The 21,249-nt window shown below is 34.6% G+C and carries 20 protein-coding genes; 6 read left to right on the top strand and 14 right to left on the bottom strand.

The features are described 5' to 3' along the window. Positions 1 to 2: 2 nt before the first annotated feature. Positions 3 to 1,115, bottom strand: a complete 1,113-nt coding sequence (locus FNJ88_RS06185) for a DUF3078 domain-containing protein (protein WP_143852354.1) — start codon at positions 1,113 to 1,115, stop codon at positions 3 to 5. Positions 1,116 to 1,267: 152 nt separating this feature from the next. On the opposite strand from FNJ88_RS06185, the gene FNJ88_RS06180 reads away from it, so the two are divergent. The 3 genes from FNJ88_RS06180 to gdhA all read left to right on the top strand — a co-directional run bounded on the left by FNJ88_RS06180 (position 1,268) and on the right by gdhA (position 4,720). Further along, a complete protein-coding gene (locus FNJ88_RS06180) occupies positions 1,268 to 2,038 on the top strand; it encodes a rhomboid family intramembrane serine protease (RefSeq protein ID WP_143852353.1) in 771 nt (256 codons plus the stop codon). 28 nt (positions 2,039 to 2,066) lie between these two features. Next, positions 2,067 to 3,176, top strand: coding sequence for a DNA-processing protein DprA (gene dprA / locus FNJ88_RS06175; protein ID WP_143852352.1), 1,110 nt, complete (start codon positions 2,067 to 2,069; stop codon positions 3,174 to 3,176). 185 nt (positions 3,177 to 3,361) lie between these two features. Next, positions 3,362 to 4,720 (top strand): NADP-specific glutamate dehydrogenase, encoded by a 1,359-nt coding sequence (gene gdhA, locus FNJ88_RS06170; RefSeq protein WP_143852351.1) that lies wholly within the window; start codon positions 3,362 to 3,364, stop codon positions 4,718 to 4,720. Between the two features lie 134 nt (positions 4,721 to 4,854). On the opposite strand, the gene FNJ88_RS06165 is transcribed toward gdhA, so the two are convergent. Together FNJ88_RS06165 and FNJ88_RS06160 are read right to left on the bottom strand one after the other, a co-directional pair. After that, positions 4,855 to 5,139: a hypothetical protein gene (locus tag FNJ88_RS06165; protein WP_143852350.1), complete on the bottom strand. Its 285-nt coding sequence runs from the start codon at positions 5,137 to 5,139 to the stop codon at positions 4,855 to 4,857. Positions 5,140 to 5,245: 106 nt separating this feature from the next. Then, the gene (locus FNJ88_RS06160) at positions 5,246 to 5,734 is read right to left on the bottom strand and encodes a YkgJ family cysteine cluster protein (protein WP_143852349.1); all 489 of its coding nucleotides are present in this window, start codon (positions 5,732 to 5,734) and stop codon (positions 5,246 to 5,248) included. A gap of 216 nt (positions 5,735 to 5,950) precedes the next feature. On the opposite strand from FNJ88_RS06160, the gene FNJ88_RS06155 reads away from it, so the two are divergent. Then, the gene (locus FNJ88_RS06155) at positions 5,951 to 6,334 is read left to right on the top strand and encodes a group III truncated hemoglobin (protein WP_143852348.1); all 384 of its coding nucleotides are present in this window, start codon (positions 5,951 to 5,953) and stop codon (positions 6,332 to 6,334) included. Positions 6,335 to 6,336: 2 nt separating this feature from the next. On the opposite strand, the gene FNJ88_RS06150 is transcribed toward FNJ88_RS06155, so the two are convergent. From FNJ88_RS06150 to FNJ88_RS06105, 10 genes are all read right to left on the bottom strand, one after another. Beyond that, positions 6,337 to 7,413: a calcium:proton antiporter gene (locus FNJ88_RS06150; protein ID WP_143852347.1), complete on the bottom strand. Its 1,077-nt coding sequence runs from the start codon at positions 7,411 to 7,413 to the stop codon at positions 6,337 to 6,339. A gap of 183 nt (positions 7,414 to 7,596) precedes the next feature. Beyond that, a complete protein-coding gene (locus tag FNJ88_RS06145; RefSeq protein ID WP_143852346.1) occupies positions 7,597 to 8,310 on the bottom strand; it encodes a DNA alkylation repair protein in 714 nt (237 codons plus the stop codon). 162 nt (positions 8,311 to 8,472) lie between these two features. Then, positions 8,473 to 9,705 (bottom strand): hypothetical protein, encoded by a 1,233-nt coding sequence (locus FNJ88_RS06140; protein ID WP_143852345.1) that lies wholly within the window; start codon positions 9,703 to 9,705, stop codon positions 8,473 to 8,475. Continuing rightward, a complete protein-coding gene (locus FNJ88_RS06135) occupies positions 9,706 to 11,787 on the bottom strand; it encodes a hypothetical protein (RefSeq protein ID WP_143852344.1) in 2,082 nt (693 codons plus the stop codon). It abuts the gene before it with no gap. 9 nt (positions 11,788 to 11,796) lie between these two features. After that, positions 11,797 to 12,381, bottom strand: a complete 585-nt coding sequence (locus FNJ88_RS06130; protein ID WP_228414578.1) for a hypothetical protein — start codon at positions 12,379 to 12,381, stop codon at positions 11,797 to 11,799. 270 nt (positions 12,382 to 12,651) lie between these two features. Next, entirely contained in the window at positions 12,652 to 13,566 is a 915-nt protein-coding gene (locus FNJ88_RS06125; RefSeq protein ID WP_143853877.1) for a glutaminase, read from the bottom strand. Between the two features lie 97 nt (positions 13,567 to 13,663). Continuing rightward, positions 13,664 to 14,890, bottom strand: a complete 1,227-nt coding sequence (gene hflX, locus FNJ88_RS06120; protein WP_143852342.1) for a GTPase HflX — start codon at positions 14,888 to 14,890, stop codon at positions 13,664 to 13,666. Positions 14,891 to 14,987: 97 nt separating this feature from the next. Beyond that, positions 14,988 to 15,422, bottom strand: a complete 435-nt coding sequence (locus tag FNJ88_RS06115) for an META domain-containing protein (protein ID WP_143852341.1) — start codon at positions 15,420 to 15,422, stop codon at positions 14,988 to 14,990. Between the two features lie 288 nt (positions 15,423 to 15,710). Continuing rightward, positions 15,711 to 16,397 carry a potassium channel family protein gene (locus FNJ88_RS06110; protein ID WP_143852340.1) on the bottom strand — a complete coding sequence of 229 codons (687 nt, stop codon included), beginning with the start codon at positions 16,395 to 16,397 and terminating at the stop codon, positions 15,711 to 15,713. A gap of 10 nt (positions 16,398 to 16,407) precedes the next feature. Next, positions 16,408 to 18,159 carry a TrkH family potassium uptake protein gene (locus FNJ88_RS06105; protein ID WP_143852339.1) on the bottom strand — a complete coding sequence of 584 codons (1,752 nt, stop codon included), beginning with the start codon at positions 18,157 to 18,159 and terminating at the stop codon, positions 16,408 to 16,410. Between the two features lie 159 nt (positions 18,160 to 18,318). On the opposite strand from FNJ88_RS06105, the gene FNJ88_RS06100 reads away from it, so the two are divergent. Then, the gene (locus FNJ88_RS06100) at positions 18,319 to 19,326 is read left to right on the top strand and encodes a quinone-dependent dihydroorotate dehydrogenase (protein WP_143852338.1); all 1,008 of its coding nucleotides are present in this window, start codon (positions 18,319 to 18,321) and stop codon (positions 19,324 to 19,326) included. A 30-nt stretch (positions 19,327 to 19,356) separates the two neighbouring features. Here FNJ88_RS06100 and FNJ88_RS06095 read toward each other — a convergent pair whose 3' ends face one another. Then, entirely contained in the window at positions 19,357 to 20,601 is a 1,245-nt protein-coding gene (locus FNJ88_RS06095) for a DUF445 domain-containing protein (RefSeq protein ID WP_143852337.1), read from the bottom strand. A 115-nt stretch (positions 20,602 to 20,716) separates the two neighbouring features. Here FNJ88_RS06095 and msrB point away from each other — a divergent pair, with 115 nt between their 5' ends. Next, the gene (gene msrB / locus FNJ88_RS06090; protein WP_228414577.1) at positions 20,717 to 21,208 is read left to right on the top strand and encodes a peptide-methionine (R)-S-oxide reductase MsrB; all 492 of its coding nucleotides are present in this window, start codon (positions 20,717 to 20,719) and stop codon (positions 21,206 to 21,208) included. The last annotated feature ends 41 nt before the right edge of the window (positions 21,209 to 21,249 follow it).

Raw genomic sequence — 21,249 nt, 5'->3', positions numbered from 1 at the left:
GTTTACTTATTTGCTACAAAAGGCTTGATCATTTTTTTATTTTTCTCTTTGATCTCAAAACCAAAATTATAGGAGAAGCCAACGCCCAAGGTTTGTTTTAACTGCAGTTTCTGCGTTTGATCATGATCGTAAAGTAAATCCAAACTCACCTGGGTGTTGATAAATTTATTGAATTTAATATTGAGTGTTCCATTGTATGCAATATCAACTCGTTCCACATGAAAAACATAATTGCTGAAAAAGTTAACTTGATTAACCAGATTAATATCTTTTAGTATTTTTACCCGGTAAAGGATGTTTACTAAAGCACCGAGCTCTGATCTCATGGATTGACCATCTTTTTCAAGACCATACTTACCGGCCTTTTGCAAATAAGGATCAGTCACAAAGGTAAATTTACCATTCAGTGGTCGTACGATTACCTGGAAATTTTCACTTGGGTTATACAAAATCCCGACTCCGGCGTATAAATAACCCGGTGATAAGAAACGGGAAATGCGGTCTTCAAAAGTTGGATCTGGAGTGGCGGTGTAATTATATCCTGCAGCGAACTGGGAAAGAAACTGAAATCCTGTTGATAAATAATAATTTCTCCCGATGTCATAGCCATAGTTGGTAATCAGGTTAATATAGTCTTCCGTCTTTCGTGAAGCCTCCGACTGAGAAGAGACAAAACCGTAACCTAACTGTATATTATTATCTAAGAAATGTCGATTATTTTTATAGCTGATATTGTAATTAAGTTTACCGATAATTCCAATGTTATTATTCCCACCAGAATTCCAATTTGAAAAAGATGACTGATTAAAAACAATGTTATTTTGACCATGATAAAACCATTTTATTGGATCCTTTAACCGTAAAAGGTTATATGGAGTTACTGGGATTTCATCATTAGACGCTGCAAGATTGATCTTATTCCCAATGACAATAGTATCTTTAAAATGAACCACAAATTTTTCGAATTTAGGATTCGCTAAGCTATCTGTATCCAGTGCAGTGCGATTCCATCTACTTTGCGAGATCGAATCAATCTCTCCCAGTATGTTTTGATCTTTCTGCGATAAAATCAATATAGAATTAAAACAAAACAAAATGATTATTAACTTTCTCATAGCTCACAAATTTAAGACAAACTTCTATATCTATAAAATTGAGTTAGAGAATATTTTAGTTCTTTTTGGCTGATTTTCTATAAATTTATCGAAACTTTTAGCCAAAGTTGCTTGATATTTTATTTTGGTTACACTTTTGACAAATTTGATCTATGCGCAACAAAGTCTTAAATTATTCTGCATTATTATACGGCACTATCATGGTTGCGCTGATGTGGCTGGGATTTCTTCTACAAAATCTGGGGTGGTTTACAGGTTGCGAAGGAGCGATAATCCCACTAAACCCTTCAGGTTTAAAAGGAATTTTCCTGTCCCCTTTTTTACATGGTAGTTTAGAGCATATTTTCGGAAATTCGGTCCCAATTTTTGTGTTAACTTTTCTGTTATTCCAATTTTACCCATTTATTGCAAAGAAAATATTCTTCCTTGGTTGGTTATTGACCGGGTTTTTAGTTTGGCTTTTACCACCTGTGGATATCTATTCGGGAGAATTTAATGCAGTATGCATTATTGGAGCCAGTGGAATTGTATATGTATTGGCTTTTTTTATTTTTTTTAGTGGAGTGTTCAGGTGGAATATGAAGCTCCTTACCGTTTCTATGGTGGTGGCGTTATACTACGGGAGTTTAATTTGGGGCGTTTTACCAGAAGAATTATTTTCGAGTTTATCAGAACCCAGCAGAATTTCCTGGCAATCACATCTTTCCGGTGCAATCATAGGAATCATGATGGCGTTTATTTTTCGAAAAAATGGAGAGAAAAAGAAAAAGTACATTTGGGAATTTCCTAATTACTATAGTGAGAAGGACGATAAATTGTGGCAGGAATATAAAGAGAATCATCCCGACGATTTTCTTGAACTACCTTACCAAAAGAAACAAAGTATTTGGAAACATCTAGATGAAATAAGAAAGAATGAATAATTTTCGATAAATTTGAATAAACTTATTTATGCGCTCCGAAGAAACGTTTTATTCCATTGCACTACGGCACTGTCCGCTAATTGGGGATGTTGTTTTTCGTAAACTCGTGGGTGAAGTTGGTTCTGCAAAAGAAGTTTGGGAACTCTCAAAAACAGGACTTCAAAACATTTTCGGAATAGGTAAAAAGATCGCTTTAGAAATTGGTGATCCGAAACACTTAAAATTTGCAGAAAACGAAATTGAATTTTGCAAAAAAAATAATATTGTCATAAACCTTCGGCATTTTGGAGATCTTCCTATATTATTAAATGAATGTGAAGATGCCCCAGCCATACTCTATCAAAAAGGAAAATTTGATTCTCTCAAAAAACCCATTAGTATTGTCGGAACAAGAAATATAAGTTTATATGGCAAGCAGTTTATTCATAATTTTATTGATGGAATTAAGGGTGGAAACGCTATAACCGTTAGTGGTTTAGCTTTGGGTGTAGATGCGGAAGTTCATGAGGTTTCTTTAGACCATCATCTAGCAACCGCCGCAGTTTTAGCTCATGGTTTTCACACGTTATATCCATCTAAACATCGAAAACTGTCTGAACGTATATTGAGTAATGGTGGAGTATTGTTTACTGAATTTAATTCTTCTCAAAAGCCTGATCGCGAAAATTTCATACAACGCAATCGTATTATTGCAGGTCTAGCACCAGCCACCATTGTTGTTGAAACTGCTTTTAGCGGTGGTTCCATAAGTACAGCGACCTTTGCCAATAATTACAATAGGGAAGTTTATGCTTTACCAGGTAGAATTGACGAAAAATACAGCCAAGGCTGCAACCAGCTAATTTATCAAAATAAAGCAGCGGTAATTTCCACAATCCCAAATCTTATCGATCAACTGGGCTTTAATAATAAATCTGAAAAGATTGGTGAACTCTTTCCCAACAACGAAATTAGAATTTTACTTTCAGATAGTCAGCAAAAGATTATTGATCAGTTAGATAAACGAATACCTTTATCTTTAGATGATATCAGTTTAAAGCTTGAAATACCATCTTACAAAATTTTACCAGATTTATTACAATTGGAAATTTCTGGCTATATTAGAGCATTATCGGGAAGACAATACTTGGCTTTGTAGATTTTCAAGTTTTAAGAAACCTACTTATATTCGTTTAATATTAAATTTTTCATACTTAAATTTGATTTTTTATGAATTTAATTAACAAAACTATAATTTATATTAATAATTAAGCAGTATTTAAAGTTTTTTTTGAGTGCTTTGAAAAAAAAATTAAATTTGTTTATATATAATATATCCTTTTTATGGAACACTATAACGTAGAGCAAAAAATTCAGGAATTTATCGCTTATATCGAAGCGAAAAATCCAAACGAACCAGAATTCTTACAAGCAGTAAAAGAAGTTGCAATTACTGTAATACCTTTTATCGCGACGAGGAAGCAATACGACGGGATGAAACTTTTGGAAAGAATGGCTGAACCAGAAAGAACCATTATTTTCCGAGTTCCCTGGGTTGATGATGCAGGTGAAATTCAGGTTAATAGAGGATTTAGAATCCAGATGAATTCCGCAATTGGTCCTTACAAAGGTGGAATACGTTTTCATCCTACCGTAAATTTATCCGTATTGAAGTTTCTGGCATTTGAGCAGACCTTCAAAAACTCTTTAACTACGCTGCCTATGGGTGGTGGAAAAGGAGGAGCAGATTTTGATCCACAAGGGAAATCAAACATGGAAATTATGCGATTCTGTCAAGCCTTTATGACGGAGCTATGCAAACATATCGGACCGGAAACTGATGTCCCCGCAGGAGACATTGGCGTTGGAGCCAGAGAAATCGGGTATCTATTTGGACAGTACAAGAAAATCAGAAATGAATTTACCGGAGTTCTTACTGGAAAAGGTTTAGCGTACGGTGGTTCCCTAATTCGGCCAGAAGCTACAGGTTATGGCGTTGTTTACTTCTGTGAGCAAATGATGAAAACAATCGGAGAAGACCTTAAAGGTAAAACTTTTGTAGTATCAGGATTTGGAAACGTTGCCTGGGGAGTGATTAAGAAAGTCACCGAATTAGGAGGAAAAGTATTAACGATTTCTGGCCCCGATGGATATGTATATGATAAAGATGGTATCGATGGTGAAAAGATTGATTACCTGCTTGAATTAAGATCTTCTGGTAATAACAGAGCTGAAGATTTTGCTGCCAAATTCCCTGGCGCAGTATTCCATGCAGGAAAGAGACCTTGGGAAGTAAAGTGTGATGTAGCAATTCCTGCAGCAACACAAAATGAATTATTTCTTGAAGACGCAAAAATGTTGGTTGAAAATGGAGTGATGTGTGTAACGGAAGCTGCAAATATGCCTTCTACTTTAGATGCAATCAATTATTTCTTGGAGCATAAAGTATTATTCTCTCCAGGTAAAGCGTCTAACGCTGGTGGAGTAGCAACATCAGGGTTAGAAATGACTCAAAACTCTATTCGACTGAACTGGAGTTCGGAAGAAGTGGACACCAGGTTAAAAGAAATTATGGTTGGTATTCATAAAGCTTGTAGAGATTACGGTAAAGAGGAAGATGGTTATGTAAATTACGTAAAAGGGGCAAATATTGCCGGTTTCGTAAAAGTTGCCGAAGCAATGTTGGCGCAAGGTGTAGTATAAAAATAGAAGCCGGGTTTTATCTCGGCTTTTTTTAATAATACCTGTCCCGGGTTAATGGGTAAAAAGTAAAGTGAAAGGGTAAAAAGCATTGAATTTTCAATGCTTTTTATTATTTGTGCTGTAGAGGAGTCAATTTATTCTATTTCTTCTTTTGTCGCTTGCTTTACGCCGGTTGTTTTCTCAGGCATTTTGGTGCTGTCAGCTGCTTGTACGGTCATTTCAGCAGGTGTTGCTTCGGTAGCCTCAACTTGTACTTCAGTCACTACTGCGGGAGTATCCATTTTCATCTTGGAATCGGAACTTTTTACCGTTTCTATTTTTACTTCTTTTTTATTTTTAAGATCTTTCTTCGTGGTTTGTGCTGTTGCAAAGGTAACTCCAGTTGCTAATAACACGATTGCTAACATTGACTTTTTCATAATAAAATTCTTATTTGGTTAATAAGAAACTATAACGCAGGATATTTAGTTAAAGCATTTACGCTAGCAAAGTTTAACGCAGTTTATAATATTTTAAGAAAATCAATCATTTATCAAAATTTTTCTTTAATTTTTCTACAAATTCAAAAGCAGCGGGACATACCATCGTGTTTTGAATTGTTAAATTATTGATTTGGTAAATTTTTTTTCGATCGGTATGTGGAAATTCTCGACAGGCTTTTGGACGAATTTCATAAATGGAACACGTATGATCGTCATTTAAAAACCAGCAAGGTAAATCCTGTAATACTTTATCTTGATCTTCGTCAGTTCGCAAGTACTTATCTTCGAAATCAGCAACTTTCATTTTCAGATATTTCGCAATTCTTTCAACATCTTTAGGGGTAAAAAGTGGTCCGGTCGTCTTGCAGCAGTTTGCGCAGTCCAAGCAATTAATTTTCTCGAAAACCTGATCATGAGTTTCCTGCACGACATAATCCAGATTCCTGGGCGGTTTCTTTTTTAAAGCCTCGAGAAACTTGCGGTGTTCTTTCTGTTTTAAGAGTGCTTGATTTTTATAGAATTCTAAATTCATGGTGCAAAAGTAAGACTTATTCTATTTGATAACGGTTCTTTATAATTATTTAGATCTTGCGGCCGTGATAGCAGTGTTTACTCCGCAATGAGACGGCGGAAAGGAGTGTAGCCGCCGATTGAGGAGTAGGTGCGGAAAGCGCGAATTGTCCGCCCAAATTATAAACAGTGATTGCAATCATAGGGCTTTGCTGAAAATTTTGACTAATTTTGAACTATGAAAAAATTGGAGACCCGACAAGATATTGAGGATTTGGTGAATCGTTTTTATGATAAAGTGCAAAACGACGAAACGATTGGATTTTTCTTTAATGACGTAGCAAAAGTAGATTGGTCACATCATTTACCAAAAATGTATTCTTTTTGGGAGACTCTTTTATTTGGTCAGATTTCGTACAAAGGAAATCCAATGGCTGTACATTTCCCGATCAATGCGGAAGTTCCGATGGAGAAATTTCATTTTCAACATTGGGTGAAATTATGGACGTCAACGATTGAAGAAAACTTCACGGGAGAGATGGCTGATCTAGCCATTTACAAAGCAACCAATATCGCCAATTTAATGGGTCATAAAATGGAAGTTGCTAGAAAAATCCACTAGTTTTACGGAACAATCACTGTAAAAATATAAGCTGCTAGATTTACCAGAAGTACAGTTCCATACAAATGATTGGTTTTTCCACTGCTCAAAGACAGCATCACAATAAAAACGGATAAGGCAAGAAGAATGATGGATTTCATTCCCAGACCCAAAACAAAAGGAATATCATAAACAATACAGACCACAGAAACTGTCGGGATCGTTAATCCTACACTCGCTAGTGCCGATCCTAAGCCCAAATTAATCGAGGATTGTATCTGATTATTTCTGGCAGCACGAATTGCAGCTAGACCTTCCGGCAATAATACAACAGAGGCAATGATTACTCCGACCAGTTCATGGGGTGCACCTATGCTTTCTACAAAACCTTCAATTACGGGTGAAAGCCCTTTTGCCATAAAAATAACTACTGCAAGGCAAATTATCAATAAAAGTAAACTGAGTAAAGTTTTAGGAACTGATGGTGGATCTGCTTCATGGGCCGATTGATCTTGTTTTTCTACCACAAAATAATTTCGGTGTCTTACGTTTTGGAACATCAGAAAAGTTCCATAAATGGTAAGGCAAGCCAAAGAAACAAAAACGAGCTGCGCTTCACTATAAAAAGGGCCATGCTCCGTTGACGTATAATTGGGAAGAATAAGGGTGAGGACCAAAATCGCCACTAAACTCACCAAATAAGTTGTAGCCGAATTGGTGATAAAAAACTGTTCTTTATACTTTCTGCTTCCAATCCAGATACAAACTCCCAAAATTCCGTTCAGAATCAACATTACCGCCGCAAAAACGGTGTCTCTGGCGTACGTGAGTGCGCCTTCGCTACCCGAAAGCATGAATGAGATAATTAATCCTACTTCTAGAATCGTTATACATATTGCCAGAATCACCGTTCCATAGGGCTCTCCCACTTTATGAGCAACTACTTCCGCGTGATGCACGGCGGCCATAACACTGGAGAATAAAAATATTGCTCCAACAATATTAGTGAAGAGCGTATTATTTAAAAATCCAAATAAATAAAAAGCAGCTGATAAAAGAGGAAGGACCACGGTCCAGTGAGTAAAGTTTTTTAATTGCATATTTCTATTTGCGATAATATAATGAAAATAAACTGATAATAATAAATTAAGTTAAGTGCGATGCAACATGATTTTCCAGACCCAGTAATATTTACAACGGTTCAATAGATGGAAAGGGAAAATGAAAGTGATCGTTCAAAAATAGACGCCCAAAAAATAATCTCTGCTGTAAAAACACATCCTTTAAACACTTCCTTTTAAATAATCCTGACGAGCACGTTCATCCAATTTTTCTATGGCATAACGAAGCGTAGTCCGTGGCATATGTTGATAATAAAGATTAAGAAAATCAAGAAGTTCCTTTTCATTTTTCTTTCCCATTTCTCGTAAAAGCCAGCCATTTGCTTTATGCATCAGATCATGCTCATGATTCAGATTTCTGACTGCCAACTTTTTGATTAAATCAAAAGAACCTTTTTTTACGTGAAACATTGTAGAAACAACGGCAATTCTCTTACTCCATAAATTTTCTTCCTCAGCTAAATCTTTTAAAATTGAATCGTCATTATTTTCAAAACAGTAGCGTCCTAAAATTTTATAACAGGAGGTGTCTACTAAATCCCAGTTATTGACATATTTCTTGTTCTTTAAATACAATTCAACAATTTGTTTTCTTTGATCGGAGTCGTTTGATTTTTCAAACTTTAAAATCAACATTAATAATGCACATAGTCGATGTTCGTGTATTGGCGAAGATAACAACACGGCTAAATCATCTAAAGAAATCTTATCCCAAAATTCTTGAGCAACTTTCCTTTGGTCGGGAACGGTAACTCCTATGAATTGATCTCCTTCGGCATATTCTCCTTTGCGTGATTTAAAAAAGGTAGGATAAAACGAAGCTTTCTCCGGTAGTGACAGTTCTTGCAGGGCTAATTTAATTTGGTTTATCATCATAAATTACATTATCATTGGGTGTTACTCAATTAATCACTTTATAAAAAAAGGTTCTTCCTTACTTTTAAGTTTTAATGCATAATTTAGGAAGTAAACTACTTAAGTAAATAAGGATGTTGCTAATGACAAATAACAAGAAGGAAATTATATCAAAAAATAAATTTACAGTCTAAGAATGAATGGCAAATCGCCAGGTTTCATTTTTATCTTAATGTAATAATCATTCTCACGGTTCGCATAGAAAATATAGTCGAGCTCAGAAATAATTTTTTTTTCGCTAGCGCTTAGCCTGCTATAAAAAGAAGTAAGTAATGGGCTGTTTCTAATAAACAGGTAATTTTTGTTTTGCCATTCACCTAAAGTTATAGGTTTGCGAGTAGATTTTACAAAAATATTATTGCGATCACGCGAAATTAAATTCGGTTGAAACGGGATTATGGTAAACTGTTCTTCCGAATTGATCCATTTTTTATTCTTAAAATATTCCCACGTTTTTGCAGACTGAGAACTCTGAAAAGACATCACATAATTTGGCTGTACGACCTTTTGAAAACTCTTTTCTTCAATTTCATTAAAGTCGTCATCATAGGTATAGGTAATAATTGTGTCTTTTACCTGCTGTAATTCTGCGGAGGTCTTGAACTTCACAATTCCCGTGGAATCCCCGAAATCCTTATCAAAATAATTAGCAAAAGCTTTGATGTTTTTGGAGTCTAATTCTGCTTCTAAAAAGTTGGTTTGTTTTTCTAATAAGTGAAGCAGATCCGTTAATGAGTCGTCATCCAAACCATTCTTAATTTCAATTTCATCATCAGTAAAATCAATTGAAAAATTCTGCGATTTCTCAGCAGTCAGATAAGAAAGACTTGCTGGTGAATCATTAATCCAGTCGTTTGCATTCAGTAGATTGTGATTGTCTTTTAAAAGAGTATTTTCTAAAAATGGAAATCCCGCTCTGGAATTTCCAAGAAGACATTTTTTTCCGACAACCTTCAAAACATAATGATCTCGTTGAAAGATATTCTGCTCTATTTTACGGAATTGATGCTTTTTCAAAAAGATCAAAAATTCTTTTGGCTTTTCAATTTCAAGCACCGTATGCCAAATGGCAATCTGGTTACTTTTCAAATGAAAAACCTGTAAATAATCAGGAATTTTAAGACCTGAATTACTTAAAGAACTAAGTAGGCTTTCACTTTTTGACGACTTTCCCCATTGCGAAGGATGACTTACAAAACTCCATGCAGTCTGGCGCACTACCTTCTTTACATCGATCAAAATGAGCAAATCTGCACTTTCTGGAACAAATTTTAAGGTTTTGTCCTTATGAAAAAAAACAAAGTAAATCCCAAATGCACACAGCAATAAAAAGACTGCGAAGAGCTTTTTTTTCATTTATAGTGTTTTTGTCGCCTCTTTGGAGCCCATTATTTTATAAGCCTCATCAAATAAATCGAAGAAATACATTAAACTGTTTTCGGAAGAATTATTAATATTATAATTCATTTCTGATCTTATGCTTTCTGAATCTACATCTATCTTGTAGGTTACTTTTCCGATATTTTTTCGGACAAGGTGGAACATTTCTTTATCTTTTCTATCATTAAATTCCTTCTCCAAACCTTTAACTAATTTCGGCGCATCCAACCAACCTGATAGGGAATGTCGGGAAACTTCTCTCGCTAATTTTTTTGTGTCGGTAGATTGGGATTTTTCTACAATATTTTCTAAAGAAGTTGTGATGTATACAATTCCGTCTTTTACTGTAAACAACAGTCGATCAATTTCGCTATTATCCTTAGCTGTAAATTCATAATAGTCTCCTCTTTTAACAAAATGTTCCGCTGTCTTTTTGTTTGATGAGATCATATCAAAAGCCCGATTCCAATAGTTCTCATTCTCGGTTATGAATGCAAAGGTGAAATTGGGTATTGCAACCTCTTTGGTTTTCTTTACTTCTTTTTCATTATAATCGTCATCGTATTCATAGTCGCTATATTCTACTTTTTTACTGGTTAAATCATTAAGAATAAAGATGGCATTTCCAGGCATAATTTTAGAAATTGCCTTTTCATCCAGTACAATTTTCATGGTTTCAACCATTACAGAGATTTCTTTTTGGTACTCTTGGCTCTCTGCCATATTTTCAATTAAATCATAAGTAGCATCAAAGGTTTTATATCCATTGATATTCATCGCAAAATAACCAATGCTTTTGTCAGAAAGTAATTTGGATAATTTCCTGCTCGTTTTTCCTTTATAGATATCCGAAATACTTTTCTGCATTACAGGATCTTTATGTTGGTAGTTGGTAACCAATTTTACTTTGTCATTTTCAAAATATAAATTATAGGAGGAATCCGCATCATACATTTTCCCTATATATTTTTGCATGATTCCAAAACTACCCATTGGTCCAAATGACCCCATATTTTTAAATATTCCTCCAAAATTGGTATAAGCAAACACATCTGACTTTGCATCTTTAAATTTTATTATGTCGTCAGGAACTTCAATCATGAAATTAGAATTGAAAATCTCGTCAAAAGACTGCTCCAAAAGCTCTCTCGCGATTTTATACTCTTCTAACTTACTGGAGTCTATTCTATTTTGATATTCTTCATCGAAAATAGAATTATCAGAACCTTCGTCATCTTCTGCATCATAAGAATCTTCATCGGAAGGGGTAAGATTCGCTTCGCTCTCCTCAATAATTTTTTCCTCTAATTCTGGCTTCACTACAGGATATTGATGATGTTTCTTTAGATACTGAATGTTCTTTTTAATTTTTTCAACTTCAGCTTGCGATTCTTTTATGGTATTTTTATAATAGTCCAATTCTTCTTCCAAATACTGGATTTCTTCTTTATAATCAAAAGGCTGCTCTTCGGTTTCAACTTCCTCGTCTCCACTTTCATTATATGGTGCAACTGCAACACTATCTACCGCCATTTCTTCTACCGCAACGGCGCTATCCACTTCTGATGCGTCATCTTCATGGGAATAAGGTTTTGTATAGTTAATTGTTTTAAGAACGGCATGCTTACCATTCCAGGCGATGAAGGTATTCTTATTGATACTAACGTAGGAATATTTTGTTTTTTGAGTAATTTCTAAGCCTTCTTTCTTGGCAGAATTAATAAAATTTACAAAACGCTTTTCGTCATCTAAAATAAAATGTGCGCTGTAGGATTTTACCGAATCATTAAAAACGAAATAATGAATTTGCTTCTCATCGTACTTTACACCAGTTTTAGAATAATCATTCCAAATGGTACTTTTATCTTTTTTATTAAAAACCTCTTTGAAAACGGGATTAAACTTTGCCCAATTCACTTTATTATTAAGTTGTTTTCCGTTCATTTCCATATATAGTACGGTGTTATCCGGAAGTTGAAAACTATTTTGTGCGTGCATTGCCAAAAGACAAAACAGACCTAAAAAAGTAAGTTGTTTTCTGAGTAAAAAATATTTCATAAAGTGAGTTTAGTTGAAAGTAATCGTGTTGTAGAATTGTTTTTTCTGAAGAATAAAATCCAAAACATTTCCTTCTAATTTCAGTGCTTTTTTATTTGGTGAAATGCTGTAGACTGTATTGGATTGGGATTTTATCGTGTTTTCGAATTGTAAAATAGTGGTGTATCTGGCAGTGGTGAAAATCTCTTTATCAGCACTGCTCAACTTGTTGTAATCACTTTTAAAAGTGTTCACTTTATTTTTTGTAAAAACCCTTTTTGCAAGATTATTTGTATATAATTGCGAAGGAATCAGTTTTCCAATAATTCCTTTGGCTTTCAGTCGGTCAATCCCTTCGTTAATATTTTCAATTTTTGCGAAATTACAGCTCAATTTGATTATATAATTATCAAAATCAGTACTTGTTTTCACATTGCTGATTCCAGGAACCGTTTTAAAAACTGCCGCTGCTTGGCTAACTTTGTTTTGAATGTCTGCTTTCTTAGGAACTGCTTTTCCGTTAATGGTTTCCATTTTAGAAATGGAGGAAATTCGTGTTTTACTTTTACTCGCATTCAAAATGATGGTATACACACCGCTTCCATCGGATTTCATATTAACTTTGTCAAGGATATCAAAACAACTTGTTAATGTAACGAGTGTGAATAAAAATAAAAGAGATTTAAAAAATACTTTCACAGATTTTTTTCATTGTTTCCACAAAGGTAATTTTTTGTAGCAAAATATCCCAATTACTTAATAAATGATGTAAATAAATCAAGATACTGAGCTTTCATTAAAACGGAGGCTTATATTGTAGTTTTTTTTTAATCTTTATTTCGTCCCTTATCGTTATAGGTTAACATTTTATAGGAATTGGTTTTTTCAAAAAATACTTTCGCCGGTTTTTGTGGTAAATTCTTCCAAAAACTTCATGCCTCGATAGGAATTTCCTTTTCTATTTAGTTTGGGACTCCAGACCGTAATACAGTAATGATTGGGGTAGATTGCGACAATTCCACCGCCAACTCCACTTTTCCCGGGTAAGCCTACCAGGAAAGAAAACTCTCCGGATTCATCATAAAATCCACAGGTAAGCAAGATGGCATTTATTCTTTTAGCTTTTGTTGAAGATAAGATCTTTTCATTACTCAACGGTTTAATTCCTTCATTTGCTAAATACAAAAAGCTTTTGCTAAGTTGCTTACACGTCATTTCAATGGAACAGAGATGGCAGTACAGATCAATTACCGCTTCTGGTTGATTGGTAATATTACCAAAAGACTTCATGAAATTACACATCGCAGTATTTCTAAAACTATTTTTTATTTCACTAACCGCAACTTTTTCATTAAAATGAATATTATCGTCTTCCGCGAGATCTCGAATATAAGAAAGCAATTCTTCTTTAGGATTTGAGGAAATTTCCAGTAGAATATCGCAAATTACCAAGGCACCAGCATTGATGAATGGGTTTAGAGGAATGCCTTTATCAGCCTCTAACTGTATTAAGGAATTGAATGCATTCCCAGAAGGTTCTACATCTACGCGATCCCATATTTTCTCGCCAAGTCTTTCGTATACAAAAGATAATGCAAACACTTTAGAAATACTTTGGATCGAAAATTTTTCCTCAAAATCTCCATGGCCATAACTGTTAAATTTTAAATCGGTGAAATTGACTCCAAATTTCTTTTCGTCAATATTCGCAAGTTCCGGAATGTAATCCGGAACTTTACCTATGTTGTCTTTGGCTAAAGTGGAAGTGTATACTTTTGAAATAATTCTTTGATAATCTATACTCATCTTGTTTAATAAAATCTGCTGTAATTAAATAAAAAATGCTTAACGTAAATTAAGCATTTAAAAAAGGAATGCAGGATTAGTATCCTATATTTTATTCTTTTATTTCTGTGTCTTCCTCATCATGATATTCAAACAGAAAATCATTGTAAGGAAATCTAGCGGTATGAATTTTCAAAACCTCATCATAAATCATTTTCTTCAGCTCTGGAAAATTTTCTTTCTTTAATGCAGAGATAAATACAGTTGGATACTGTGATTTCGACATCCAGGTCTTTTTCCATTCCTCCAGAGAAATGTTTTTTCTAGTTTCAGGCGTAAGATCATCTTCTTCTTTCTTCTCGTAAGCAAAAGCATCAATTTTATTGAAAACCATAATCATAGGCTTTTGATGTGCATCTATTTCCATTAAAGTTTGGTTAACCGAATTGATGTGATCTTCAAAGCTTTCGTGTGAAATGTCTACAACATGAATCAATAAATCTGCTTCTCGGACCTCATCTAAAGTAGATTTAAAACTTTCTACCAACTGTGTTGGCAGTTTTCTAATAAATCCAACAGTATCAGTTAACAAGAAAGGTAAATTTCCGATAACTACTTTACGGACGGTAGTATCTAAAGTTGCAAATAATTTATCTTCAGCAAAGACATCAGATTTTGAGATCGCGTTCATCAGAGTAGATTTACCGACATTGGTGTAACCAACCAATGCTACACGAACCATTTTTCCACGGTTCTGTCTTTGGGTCGCCATCTGCTTATCGATAATTTTCAATTTATCTTTTAATAGAAATATGCGGTCGCGAATGATCCTTCTATCTGTTTCAATTTCAGTCTCACCAGGACCACGCATTCCGATTCCCCCTTTTTGTTTATCAAGGTGAGACCACATTTTGCTCAATCGCGGGAGTAAGTACTGATATTGAGCTAGTTCCACCTGCGTTCTCGCGTATGAAGTTTGCGCTCTTTGGGCAAAAATATCAAGGATCAGATTGGTTCTATCCAAGATTTTAACCTCTTCTATTTCTTTTCCAAGATTCTTGAGCTGCGAAGGCGAAAGTTCATCATCAAAAATAACGGTTCCGATTCCGTTTGATTTTACATAATCTCTTATTTCTTGTGCTTTTCCACTTCCAATAAAAGTTTTGGGATCGGGCTGTGTTAATTTCTGGATAAATCTTTTATCGACAGTAGCTCCAGCTGTCAAAGCCAGAAACTCCAACTCATCAAGATATTCGACAAGTTTTTCTTCACTTTGATTTTGGGTCACTAAACCGACTAAAACGGCTTTTTCGTATTGATGTTCTTTTTTGTCTAACATAAATTTCCTTTCGGCATTTGTACAAAGATAATAATTTGATTTTCACAACTAAAAAATTGGACTAAAATAGCTGAGATTTAATTGGTCATCTTACACTTTAATCCCAGTCAGCAGCGATAAATTTCATTCTCATGCCGTTAGAATTGCTTAATGTGAAATAATGTCCCTCTACTTTATAGTGAGTAATTGTTTCCAGCTCTTTGGCTAACGCGGTTTCTAAATCCATGCTTTTATCACAATACATTTCGGTACTTGCAATTTCTGAAAATTTCACCTTGTTATCAGGAGTAAATAACACATTACCAAATAGAGTGTTACAACCCATATTGGCTGAAAAATGATTGGTTGATTCTTTTTGTTTGGTTAAATTAAGATGCGCTCTGCTGCTTACCATCAAATCTTTGCTGAAGTCCTGGAATTGAACTAACATCCATTCTCTCTGTACATTCTCTGGCGTTTTCGTTTGAGTGGTGCAATTTGATAACAACAAAAGGGCAAAAACGACTATAAGACCTGATAATAATTGTTTCATTTATAAGAATTTCCTTCAACATTGCCATTTTTATGCCATGTTATCGATTTCTTTTTAGGATAATTTTATTTTTAAAACGAGGTTATTAGGTGCCTAAGAGGCAAAGAATGATCTATAACTTTATAATAAGTTCGGTTTGAAAACAAATAATTTGTAATTAAAAATGATTGTTGTACTGTTGCTTCTTAAAGCGAGTAAATGCGTCAGGATTTTTAAAAACGACATGCATTTATATATTTTTGTGTCTTTACTAATTTGTTTCTAATCATTGAAACTTGGAGAACAGGATTAATTTTCTTTGATGAATTTCTTGATATCCTCATTCTCACCGTAAATCACTAAGATGTCTGCACTTTCCAATACTGTATCCGTGGTTACTACGCCCTGGATCTGATTAATTCGCTTTATCTTTCCGAAAATATTTTTATCCGCGATTTTTTTAATAATCGTCACACAAACAAGGTTATAATTATTCCTAAATGCCACCTGTTCAATAGTTTTTCCAATAAGTTTATCCGGTATTGCAATTTCAGCGATGCTATAGTTGATACTTAGCTCGAAGGAATCTACCATTCCTTTTAGCGATAGCTTTTTGGCCCATCGTTCTGCACTTTCATCCTCTGGATGAATAATGGTTTCCACATCCATGGCTTCTAGTATCGTTTCGTGAATTGGCGTAATTGCGCGACTGATGATGCGGTTAGGATGCAGTTTTTTTACCATCGCAGTTGCCATAATATTAGCGCCCGTATCTTCACCAATAGCGATGATCACGATATCAGTATCTTTGAAAGGGAGACCGTTCATGGTATATTCATCTGTAGCATCCAAACAAATTGCATGAGAGATCTTTTCTTTCACTGCTTCCACTTTAGCCATGCTATTATCGATACCGATAACTTCATTACCTAATTTAGTTAGTTTTTCAGCAAGTGAAAGTCCAAAATTCCCCATACCGATAACAATATATTTCATGTTTTTAAATTTAATTGATTAAGATTTCCTCTTTGGGATACCGATAATTATAGTATTTCTCTTTCTTCATCATAGCAATTAATAAAGAAAACATACTCACTCTTCCAATAAACATAATTGAAATGATAATAATTTTTCCGACAAGTGATAGAGAAGGTGTTATATTGATGCTCAAACCAACAGTAGAGTAGGCTGAAAAAGCTTCAAAAGCCAAACTCATTAAATCTTTCTCTGGTTCTACAATAACCAATAAGAAAATTCCAATTCCTAAAACAATTAAGGATAGTCCAATAATTGCAAAAGCTCTACTTATAGAGTGCTGCCCAATTTCCCGACGAAATATTTCTGTTCTTTGCTTGCCTTTTGCGAGACTGATAATATTTAACACAGCGATTGCGAAAGTACTTGTTTTAATTCCTCCTCCTGTAGAAGCTGGTGATGCACCAATCCACATTAAAAATATACAGATCATCAATGTAGGTGCAGATATCAGTGAAACGTCTACCGTATTAAATCCTGCAGTTCTATTATTTGCGGATATAAAAAATGCTTCTACCCAAGCACCAAAGTTGGAATGGCTTTTCAAAGCGCCATCATGCTCGAACAGGAAAATGGTTACTGTTCCGAAGATTAACAAAGAAAAAGTGGTTACTAATATTATTCTGGAATTCAAATTGATGACCCAAGGCGTATGATGAAATTTCTCTTTGGAAAATAAGGAACGAATAAGATTTCTAATAAGATGTTTCACATAAGTATATACATTATAAACAATTGGAAATCCTAAGCCTCCGAAAATAAACAAAGAAGCAATCGTAAAATGCAATCCGTAATTAAATTGATAACCGGGCTCATATAAATTGCCGCTTAGGGTAGAAAAGCCCGCGTTACAAAAAGCAGAAATAGCATGGAATATAGAAAAGAAAATTCCTTTGTTGATCGATCCCCCGACTAAAGATAGATCAAGCGAAGAATAAATAAAAACAGCACCTAAAGCTTCTATGATCACGGTGATGATAATAATTCTTTTTAAAGTATTGAAGACTTCCCCTAATTTATCAGAACTCGTCATTTCTCCTAAACTAAGCTGGTTTTCATAAGAGGCACCACCGCGAAAAAAGTAACTGAAATAACTCGCGAAAGTCATAATTCCTAAACCGCCGATCTGAATAAGTGAGAGGATAATAACCTTTCCAAACAGGGTGAAATCTTTAGAAGTATCCAAAACAATTAGCCCTGTAACACATACCGCACTGGTCGCAGTGAACAGTGCATCCAAAGGTTTGATGCCGTTAACCGTCGCATGGGGCATCATAAGTAATACTGCGCCAACCAAAATGATGGAAAGAAAACTCAAGATAAAAAGCTGAGCAGGATTGATAAAAGTCCTCTTAAAATTAATGTGCAAACTGGAGAAATCACGCACGAAACAGAGAATAATCAGAACATATAACAGCCGGAGATTAAAAAACTGAAAGTTGCGGGTTTGGGAGAAATTATACTCAAAACGAGCCAAATAATAAACAATTATTAAAGTCGTTACGAGAATTTCCAACGGCCATATTTTCTTAGTGGCAGGACTTTTTTTATGGAAATTGTAGTGTAAGATATTAAACAGCGTAAGAATAAAGCTAAAATCATAGAAATAAATAAATTGGCTTCGAAACAGAAATTCTTCGAAAAAGCCAGTTTCGACAATCATGATTAACACGGCTAAAAGACTCGTGTAAAAAGAGAAAAGATTTAGTTTGTTATTCCACATCGTTCAAAAGTAACTGCAATTGCATTTTAGAATTTTTATTATTACGAAAGTAATTAATTTTCAGTTAAAATAATTAGAAACTCACCCGTTCAACAAAATTAAATAAAGAGTTTCCGCATACCTACTAATTTCCTTATTTTTGCGCTAACTAATATTATCATGTACAAATCCATCATTCGTCCCATTTTATTTAAATTTGATCCAGAAGAAGTTCATTATTTTACTTTTTCAGTACTAAAGAAGTTTCCTTTTATAGCCAAGACCTTTCTTCCGAAACCAATTGAAGATCAAAGATTAGAAAGAGAAGTTTTTGGTTTGAAATTTAAAAATCCGGTTGGGCTGGCAGCAGGTTTCGATAAGGATGCGAAAATGTTCAATGAACTTTCTGATTTAGGATTCGGATTTATAGAAATTGGAACTTTAACTCCCACAGCTCAAGACGGAAACCCTAAAAAACGATTATTTCGTTTAAAAGAAGATTCAGCAATCATCAACCGAATGGGTTTCAATAATGGTGGAGTGGATGCTGCAGTTGAACGATTGAAGAAAAATAAGAACGTTCTTATCGGTGGAAATATCGGTAAGAATAAAATCACTCCTAACGAAGATGCAGTAAATGATTATATCAGCTGTTTTGAGAAATTATTTGATCACGTTGATTATTTTGTAGTGAATGTAAGTTCACCAAATACACCAAATCTGCGTGAACTTCAGGATAAAGAACCTTTAACAAAACTGCTCGGGACTTTGCAAGAATTAAATCTGACAAAGAAAAATCCAAAACCGATTCTCTTAAAGATTGCGCCGGATTTAACGAATAGCCAACTTTTGGACATTATTGAGATTATCAAAGAAACCCAAATTGCGGGGGTAATCGCGACAAATACTACCCTTTCTAGAGAGCATTTAAGTTCTGAAAATAAAAAAGAAACCGGCGGACTTTCAGGGAAGCCTTTAACAAAACGCTCTACAGAAGTTATCAGATTTCTCTCCCAGAAAAGTGGCAAAGCATTCCCAATTATTGGAGTAGGCGGCATTCATTCTGCCGAAGATGCTTTAGAAAAATTAGAAGCAGGCGCAAGTTTAGTTCAACTTTATACTGGATTTATTTACGAAGGACCGGAATTGATTCGAGAAATTAATGAAAAGATTTTAGAAAGTTTATGATAGTAGACTTGAAGCCTTCTTACTTCCTCCTTATATAAAAAACTCTGTCACCGTATAAATCACCAATCCAACTAATCCACCGACAATTGTTCCATTCACGCGGATAAACTGCAAATCTTTTCCGACTTCCAGTTCCAGTTTTTCGCTGAGTTCTTTTCCTTCCCAATTTCCGACCGTGGAACTAATTAGATCACCAAATTGATGCGTGTTTTTCAAGATGTATTTATAAGCAGTTAACCGAACCCAATGGTCTATTTTGTTCTGGAATTTTTCATCCGTTTTTAAGTTAGTAGATAATTCAGCTAAATTTTTACGAATATAATTTTTTAAAGCAGAATTTTCTTCTTCTAATTCTTTGGATAACGATTGTTTGATAGAGTTCCAGATATCTGCAGCGTATTTTTGAATTTTCTCTTCTTTTAGGAAATCATTTTTAATAGTTTTAAACTCTTCTGCCCACTTTTCTTCCGTTTTAATTTCTTTAGAAAATAAATAGAGTTTTGCGGTGATTTCATTTCTCAAGGGATGGTTTTCATCCAGTTCTACTTCTTCAAAATATTTAGAAAGTCCTTTGCTAATTTTATCCGCAATACCATCATCTACAAATTTAGGAACCAGAAAAAAGCTTTCGCTCTTCACTCTTTGTTTTACCAGGTCTTGATTGTTCAGAACATAATCTTTAATTTGTTTGGAGAGATTGGTGATGAAACGCTGATGGTCTTTCTTATCTAAAACGTACTCGAGCCCATTCCCTATGATCTGGTTAAACTTTAAATCATCAGACATTTCCTTAGCTTTCTTACCAATGAAATTAATGACCGCGGCATCATCTAATTTATTCAAAATGTCCAATACGATATTGGAAAGTTCTTTCATTAAATTTTCTTGATTTTTTTCCGTTGAAAGCCAGTCGCCAACAAAATTGGAGATTTTTATTTTTTGAATATAGGGACGAATGTTCTGAGGAGAAAGAAAATTGTCGACTACAAAATTTCCCAGATTATCACCGATCCTTTCTTTACTGTTTTCAATTAAGTTGGTATGCGGAATTTTTATTCCTAATGGATAATTAAAAAGAGCGGTTACTGCGAACCAGTCTGCCAAAGCACCAACCATCGCAGCCTCAGAAAAAGCACGGATGTAACCAATCCAGTGGGCAGGGTTGTTCTTGGCTAAAATAGTCATTACTACAAAAATTACAGCCATCGAAACGAAAAGTCCTGTGGCAAACATTTTGTACTTCTTTAATTGTATCCTTTTTTCTAGATCATTCATTATTTCAAATGTAGTAAATTTGGTTTGGAAAATTTAAGTGATTCTCTTTCAATAAAATCATGATTAATGGTTTATGAAAATCGCACTTTACTTATTAGTCTGTTTTTCAATGCAGATGTGTACTCAAGTCAAACCACCCGAAAAATCAAATTTAATGGACAATTCAACAACTACAAAAAACAATCCATACTACTCCAGGACAGACCGAACTAAACTGAATGTGCCAAACTCTGAATGGAAGAAAATATTACCGGAAGAAGTGTATGCTGTCGCTAGAGAAGCAGCAACTGAAAGGCCTGGTACCGGCAAATATAATGTTTATGATGAATTGGGCGAGTATTACTGTGCAGTTTGCGGCAATCATTTATTTCGTTCAGATGCTAAATTTTCTTCCACTTGTGGGTGGCCTAGCTTCTTCGAAGCTGACAAGGAAGGAACTTCCTATAACCGGGATTCTACCCTCGGAATGGAAAGGATTGAAGTTGTTTGTAAAAGATGCGACTCGCATTTAGGACACGTTTTCAATGATGGTCCACCGCCAACTGGAACTAGGTACTGTATGAATTCTGTTAGTTTGGAATTCGTGCCGGATTCTAAAACTAAATAAAGAATGCAGCTTTAAGTGCTGCATTCTTTTATTTGAAGTAA

The sequence above is a fragment of the Chryseobacterium sp. SNU WT5 genome, from assembly GCF_007362475.1.
GTDB lineage: Bacteria > Bacteroidota > Bacteroidia > Flavobacteriales > Weeksellaceae > Kaistella.
This window is presented reverse-complemented; position numbering and strand designations above follow the sequence as displayed.

What these genes read in the sequence shown, in the direction of transcription:
- FNJ88_RS06185 (WP_143852354.1), bottom strand. Translation starts at nt 1,115, where the DNA reads ATGAGAAAGTTAATAATCATTTTGTTTTGTTTTAATTCTATATTGATT.
- FNJ88_RS06180 (WP_143852353.1), top strand. Translation starts at nt 1,268, where the DNA reads ATGCGCAACAAAGTCTTAAATTATTCTGCATTATTATACGGCACTATC.
- dprA (WP_143852352.1), top strand. Translation starts at nt 2,067, where the DNA reads ATGCGCTCCGAAGAAACGTTTTATTCCATTGCACTACGGCACTGTCCG.
- gdhA (WP_143852351.1), top strand. Translation starts at nt 3,362, where the DNA reads ATGGAACACTATAACGTAGAGCAAAAAATTCAGGAATTTATCGCTTAT.
- FNJ88_RS06165 (WP_143852350.1), bottom strand. Translation starts at nt 5,139, where the DNA reads ATGAAAAAGTCAATGTTAGCAATCGTGTTATTAGCAACTGGAGTTACC.
- FNJ88_RS06160 (WP_143852349.1), bottom strand. Translation starts at nt 5,734, where the DNA reads ATGAATTTAGAATTCTATAAAAATCAAGCACTCTTAAAACAGAAAGAA.
- FNJ88_RS06155 (WP_143852348.1), top strand. Translation starts at nt 5,951, where the DNA reads ATGAAAAAATTGGAGACCCGACAAGATATTGAGGATTTGGTGAATCGT.
- FNJ88_RS06150 (WP_143852347.1), bottom strand. Translation starts at nt 7,413, where the DNA reads ATGCAATTAAAAAACTTTACTCACTGGACCGTGGTCCTTCCTCTTTTA.
- FNJ88_RS06145 (WP_143852346.1), bottom strand. Translation starts at nt 8,310, where the DNA reads ATGATGATAAACCAAATTAAATTAGCCCTGCAAGAACTGTCACTACCG.
- FNJ88_RS06140 (WP_143852345.1), bottom strand. Translation starts at nt 9,705, where the DNA reads ATGAAAAAAAAGCTCTTCGCAGTCTTTTTATTGCTGTGTGCATTTGGG.
- FNJ88_RS06135 (WP_143852344.1), bottom strand. Translation starts at nt 11,787, where the DNA reads ATGAAATATTTTTTACTCAGAAAACAACTTACTTTTTTAGGTCTGTTT.
- FNJ88_RS06130 (WP_228414578.1), bottom strand. Translation starts at nt 12,381, where the DNA reads ATGAAATCCGATGGAAGCGGTGTGTATACCATCATTTTGAATGCGAGT.
- hflX (WP_143852342.1), bottom strand. Translation starts at nt 14,890, where the DNA reads ATGTTAGACAAAAAAGAACATCAATACGAAAAAGCCGTTTTAGTCGGT.
- FNJ88_RS06115 (WP_143852341.1), bottom strand. Translation starts at nt 15,422, where the DNA reads ATGAAACAATTATTATCAGGTCTTATAGTCGTTTTTGCCCTTTTGTTG.
- FNJ88_RS06110 (WP_143852340.1), bottom strand. Translation starts at nt 16,397, where the DNA reads ATGAAATATATTGTTATCGGTATGGGGAATTTTGGACTTTCACTTGCT.
- FNJ88_RS06105 (WP_143852339.1), bottom strand. Translation starts at nt 18,159, where the DNA reads ATGTGGAATAACAAACTAAATCTTTTCTCTTTTTACACGAGTCTTTTA.
- FNJ88_RS06100 (WP_143852338.1), top strand. Translation starts at nt 18,319, where the DNA reads ATGTACAAATCCATCATTCGTCCCATTTTATTTAAATTTGATCCAGAA.
- FNJ88_RS06095 (WP_143852337.1), bottom strand. Translation starts at nt 20,601, where the DNA reads ATGAATGATCTAGAAAAAAGGATACAATTAAAGAAGTACAAAATGTTT.
- msrB (WP_228414577.1), top strand. Translation starts at nt 20,717, where the DNA reads ATGTGTACTCAAGTCAAACCACCCGAAAAATCAAATTTAATGGACAAT.